This is a genomic window from Streptomyces sp. NRRL S-495, from assembly GCF_000966955.1.
In the GTDB taxonomy this organism is placed as follows: Bacteria; Actinomycetota; Actinomycetes; order Streptomycetales; family Streptomycetaceae; genus Kitasatospora; species Kitasatospora purpeofusca.
Window position 1 is genome coordinate 1 of record NZ_JZWY01000013.1, and the last position, 5,463, is coordinate 5,463.

The 5,463-nt window shown below is 76.4% G+C and carries 4 protein-coding genes and 1 pseudogene; 3 read left to right on the top strand and 2 right to left on the bottom strand.

The window, feature by feature from the left end; translation table 11 throughout:
• Positions 1–714, top strand: a pseudogene (locus VR45_RS01025) (SWIM zinc finger family protein); the annotation flags it as partial.
• Between the two features lie 76 nt (positions 715–790).
• A complete protein-coding gene (locus tag VR45_RS01030; RefSeq protein WP_045937768.1) occupies positions 791–2,410 on the top strand; it encodes a DUF5691 domain-containing protein in 1,620 nt (539 codons plus the stop codon).
• A 74-nt stretch (positions 2,411–2,484) separates the two neighbouring features.
• Here VR45_RS01030 and VR45_RS01035 read toward each other — a convergent pair whose 3' ends face one another.
• The gene (locus tag VR45_RS01035; RefSeq protein WP_030393356.1) at positions 2,485–2,892 is read right to left on the bottom strand and encodes a cobalamin B12-binding domain-containing protein; all 408 of its coding nucleotides are present in this window, start codon (positions 2,890–2,892) and stop codon (positions 2,485–2,487) included.
• A 296-nt stretch (positions 2,893–3,188) separates the two neighbouring features.
• Here VR45_RS01035 and VR45_RS01040 point away from each other — a divergent pair, with 296 nt between their 5' ends.
• Positions 3,189–4,025 (top strand): M23 family metallopeptidase, encoded by an 837-nt coding sequence (locus VR45_RS01040; RefSeq protein ID WP_052708750.1) that lies wholly within the window; start codon positions 3,189–3,191, stop codon positions 4,023–4,025.
• Between the two features lie 82 nt (positions 4,026–4,107).
• On the opposite strand, the gene VR45_RS01045 is transcribed toward VR45_RS01040, so the two are convergent.
• On the bottom strand, positions 4,108–5,463 hold a 1,356-nt coding region (locus tag VR45_RS01045; RefSeq protein ID WP_045937769.1), incomplete at its 5' end, for a 3'-5' exonuclease.

Genomic DNA, 5,463 nt, shown 5'->3' on the forward strand with positions numbered 1-5,463 from the left:
ATGCTGCACCTGCTCGCCACCGCCGCGACCCGCCTCGACGAGCTGCCCGCGCCGCTCGCCGCGACCGTGCGCGCCCGGGTCGGCTACACCACCGAGACCGCCGAGCTGCTGGCCGGCCCCACGGTCCGGGACCGCTGGCAGGTGCTCGGCAGCCGCACCTCGCCGATGGAGGGCGGCGCCGACGAGCGGCTGACCACCCGTCGGCTCTGGCTGCGCGGCGCCAAGACCGGCCGCCAGGCCCTGCTGATCGCTTTCGGCCGCCCCGGACAGGCCCCCGAACTCGCCCTGCCCACCGGCCAGGTGGTCGAGGCCGAGCTGGCCTTCCACCCCGGCGCCCGCCCGCTGCGGGCCGCCCTCGGCACCCGCTACGGCGCTCCCGGGTCCGCGCCCGACGGCCCGCCCCCCGGTCTGAGCGTCGCCGAGGCGGTGGCCGGCTACGGCACCGCGGTGGCCGACGACCCGTGGCTGGACGCCTGGCCGACCGTGCTCACCGGAGTCGTGCCGGTGCTCTCCCCCGAGGGCTGGCAGCTCACCGACGGCCGGCACACCGCCCCGGTGCACCGCGCGGCCGTCACCGAGGCCGCGCTCTGGCGGCTCGCCGCCGTCTCCACCGGCCGGCCGCTCACCGTCTTCGGCGAGTACGGCCACCAGGGCTTCGCCCCGGTCACCGCCTGGGGCGCGGACGGCCGCCCGATCGGCCTCACCGCACCCTGAACCGGCCGGCCCGCACGACCCGCCCGACCGACCCGGCCGGGCGTCCGAACCGACATCCGGGCCGAGTTCCGACCCGATGTCCGACCCGACCCGTTCCACCGGAGGAGGAGGCCCCGTGCCCGACCCCTGGGAGTCCCTGCAGACCGCCGCCCTGCTGGGCACCGACCGCCGCCCGCTCCCCGCGCCCGGCCCGGCCGCCCCGTACGACGGCGCCGTCGACCGCGCCGACCCGGCCACCGCACTGCTCGAACTCGCCGCCCTGGAGACGGTCCGCCGCCGGGCCGGCGCGCTGCCCGACCCGGCGGACGGCCCGCCCGCCGCCCCGGCCGCCGAGGACCACCGGACGGAACTGCCCGCCGCGGCCGCCCGCCGGCTCTCGCTGCTGCTCTCCACCCGCGGCACCGGCGGGGGCGTGCTCGCCAACCTCGGCGAGCTGCTCCCGCAGTGGCTCGCCACCGCCCGCGACCGCGGCTACCGCGCGCCCGCCGCGAGCGTCCCCGCCCTGCTGGACGCCGCCCGTGCCCGCAGCGAACTCCGCCCGGACGCGGTCGCGCTGGCCGGTCCGCTCGGCCACTGGCTCGCCGAGCGCAACCCGGACTGGCGGTTCGTGCAGCGCGCCGCCCGGGCACCCGCACCGGCGGCGGACACCGCCCCCGCCGAGGGCGACCAGCTCTGGCACGAGGGCCTGTTCGCCGAGCGGGTCACCCATCTCACCCTGCTCCGCCGCCGCGACCCGGCGGCCGGCCTCGCCCTGCTGCGCGGCACCTGGCCCACCGAGCGGGCCGAGGACCGGCTGCTGTTCCTGGACGCCCTCCAGGAGGGCCTCTCCCCCGCCGACGAACCGTTCCTGGAGGCCGCGCTCGGCGACCGCAGCAAGAACGTCCGGGCCACCGCCGCCGAGCTGCTCTCCACCCTGCCCGGCTCCGCCCTGGCCGCCCGGATGGGCGAGCGCGCCCGCGCCGCCGTCCGGCTCTCCGAGCACGGCACCCATCTGCTGGTCACCCCGCCCACCGCCTGCGACCCGGCCATGCAGCGCGACGGCATACCGCCCAAGTCGCCGACCGGGCGCGGCGAACGGGCCTGGTGGTTCGGCGAGGTGATCGCCGCCGCGCCGCTGGCCCTGTGGTCCGCGCACACCGGTCTGACGCCCGAGCGGCTGCTCGGCCTGCGGGTCGGCGACGCCATCGACGAGACCAGCAGCACCTGGGCCGACGACCTGCGCGAGGCCTGGGCCCGGGCCGCCGTCCGCCAGCAGGACCCGGACTGGGCGCGCGCCCTGCTCGGTCCCCCGCCGGTCCCCGGTCCCGGGCGGACGGCCCGCACCACCGGTGCCCCGGCCAAGCTGCTCGCGGTGCTCCCGCCCGCCGAACGGGCCGTCTGGACGGCCGCCTTCGTCGAGGCGCACGGACTGGGGGACGCCTTCCAACTGCTCGGGGCCTGCGCCACCCCGTGGACGCCGCCGCTCTCCACCGCCGTGGTCGGGGCCCTGGCCCGGGCCGCCGATTCCGGGGCCTACCCGTGGAGCCACAGCGGGGTGCTCGGCATGACCGAGCGGGCGCTCTCGCCGACGGCCGCCGGGGCGGTCGAGGAACTGGCCGCCGGGGCCGCGCCCGCCACCGCCTGGGGCGAGACCTTCGCCCGGCTGGCCGGGACGCTGCGCTTCCGCGAGGCGATGCTCGCCGAGCTGGCGGCCTGACCCTGACCCGGGCCCGACCCGGCCCGGCGCGAAAGGATCGGGGCCGGACGGCGCGCCCGGCCCCGGCCCGGCCGTCAGCCGGCGGCGCGCAGGTTGGCCGTGACCCAGGCGACCACCTCGGTGGTCGGCGTGCCCGGGGTGAAGATGTCGGCGACACCCATCGCCTTCAGCTCGACGATGTCCTCGGGCGGGATGATCCCGCCGCAGAACACCTTGATGTCCGCCGCGTCCCGCTCCTTCAGCAGCTCCAGCACCCGCGTGCACAGGCTCATGTGCGCGCCGGACAGGATCGACAGGCCGATGCCGTCCGCGTCCTCCTGGATCGCGGTGTCGACCACCTGCTCCGGCGTCTGGTGCAGGCCGGTGTAGATGACCTCCATGCCGGCGTCGCGCAGGGCGCGCGCGATGACCTTGGCGCCTCGGTCGTGCCCGTCCAGTCCCGGCTTGGCGACCACCACGCGGATCGGTCCTGACACACCCATCACTGCCTCCTGGACCTCGTCGTCCATCACCCCGCCGGCGCCTTGTGGGCATGGGGCGGAGTTAACGAGCAATAACCAATCTGAGGGGAGGTTAGCGTCACCCGTCCCGGTTGGGCCCGCCGCCCCTCAAGAGGAGGGGAAAATCACAGGCACCCGCCGCCCCTCCCCTGTTCTACCCCGCAACCGCACGCCCACAGCCCCTTGACAACCGGACTTTTGTCCGGATGTCCGGCTTGCGGCTACAGTCTCGGTCGTTTACCCCCTCGCCCGACGACGCGCCCGAGGAGGCAGCCGCGATGGCTCCCGAAGCCGCACCTCGCCCGACCCGTGCGGAACTGCGCGTCGCCGCCCGCGAGCAGTCCCGGGCCCAGCGCCGCGACGCCGCCAAGGCCGCCACCCGGACGGCGCTGCTGCGGGTCGCGCTGCCCTCGGTGGCCGCACTCGGTGTCGCGGCCGCGGCCGCCGTCACCGTCCAGGGCGAGGCCGACCAGCAGCGGGCCCAGGCGGCCGGACGGATCCCCGAGCAGACCACCGCCGCCGGCGCCCCGGACAACGCCGAGGCCCAGCGCGCCGAGGCCGCCGGGGCCGCCCAGCAGGCGCTCGCCTCCGGCGGCGGCGCCCAGGCCTCCCGGGGCGACGCCCGCCAGCCGCTCACCGGCACCCCGGGCGGGGCCGACCCCGCCGGGCAGTCGGCCGCCCAGGTCACCACGACCGACCAGGCCCCGCCGGAGCGCCCCAGGATCGCGATGCCGGTGGCCCAGCACGGCCTGGGCGAGGTCTTCGGCGCGGCCGGCACCCACTGGGCGAAGCGGCACACCGGCATCGACTTCCCGGTGGACGGCGGCACCGCCGTCATGGCCGTCACGGACGGCACCGTCCGGACCCAGTGGAACCCTTCGTACGGCTACATGACGATACTCAAGATGGCCGACGGCACCGAGGCCTGGTACTGCCACCTGCGGTCGTACAAGATCCGCAAGGGCACGGTGAAGGCGGGCGACGTCATCGCCTTCGTCGGCAGCAGCGGCAACAGCACCGGCCCGCACCTGCACTTCGAGATCCGCCCGGCCGACGGTGGTGCCCCCGTCGACCCCCTGCCCTGGTTCCTCGCCCAGGGCCTCGACCCGCGCTGAGGCAGCGCGGGCCGAGCAACCCCGGCCGGCTCAGACCGCCCCGGGCACAGACCGACTCCGGCTCAGGCCGCCTCGGGCCGACTCAGAGCTTCTCCACCGGCGCGTAGCGCAGCAGCAGCTGCTTACGGCCCTCCGTACCGAAGTCCACGGTGGCCTGCGCCTTGTCGCCGACCCCGGCGGTGGCCACCACCGTGCCCAGGCCGAAGGTGTCGTGGGTGACCCGGTCGCCGACCGCCAGCGCGACCACCTCACGCTCCACCGCCGCGCCCGTCCGCCGCGCCGACTGCCCCCAGCCCGCCTTCGGCGAGGCCGCCGCCGCACCGCGCGCGGAGCCCCCGCGCGACGAACCGCCCGAGCCGCCCGAGCCGCCCGAGGACCTCCCGCCCCAGGACGACCCCGAGGAGAAGCCGCGCGCGGCCGGCGCCGGGGCGCCCCCCGTGCGCTTCCACTCCACCAGCGTCTCCGGGATCTCCTCCAGGAACCGCGAGGCCGGGTTGTACGCCGGCTGCCCCCAGGCGCTGCGCAGCACCGACCTGGTCAGGTAGAGCCGCTGCCGCGCCCGGGTGAGCCCGACGTAGGCGAGCCGCCGCTCCTCCTCCAGCTCCTTGACCTGGTTGAGTGCCCGCATGTGCGGGAAGATGCCGTCCTCCATGCCGGTCAGGAAGACCACCGGGAACTCCAGGCCCTTGGCGGTGTGCAGGGTCATCATCGTGATGACGCCCCGCCCCTCGTCGTCCCCGTCCGGGATCTGGTCGGAGTCGGCGACCAGCGCGACCCGCTCCAGGAAGTCGGGCAGCGAGCCGACCGGCGGCGCGCCGTCCTCCCCCGCGTCCGGGCGCTCGCCCGGGTCCTGCTCGTACTCCAGGGCGACCGAGGCCAGCTCCTGGAGGTTCTCCACCCTGGTCTCGTCCTGCGGGTCGGTGGAGGCCTGGAGCTCGGCCAGGTAGCCGGTCTCCTCCAGCACCGCCTCCAGCACCGCGGCCGGGCCCGCCCCGGACTCGACGACCTGGCGCAGCCCGGCCATCAGCTCGTTGAACTTCTTCACCGCGTTCGCCGAGCGCGCGGCCATGCCGTACGCCTCGTCCACCCGCCGCAGCGCCTGCGCGAAGGAGATCCGCTCGCGCGCGGCCAGCGCGTCGATCATCGCCTCGGCGCGCTCGCCGATGCCGCGCTTGGGCACATTGAGGATCCGGCGCAGCGGCACGGTGTCCTCGGGGTTGGACAGCACCCGCAGGTAGGCGAGGACGTCCTTGACCTCCTTGCGCTCGTAGAAGCGCACCCCGCCGACGACCTTGTACGGCAGGCCGACCCGGATGAACACCTCTTCGAAGACGCGGGACTGCGCGTTGGTGCGGTAGAAGATCGCGACGTCCCCCGGCTTGGCCGCGTCCGCGTCGGTGAGCCGGTCGATCTCGTCGGCGATGAACTGGGCCTCGCC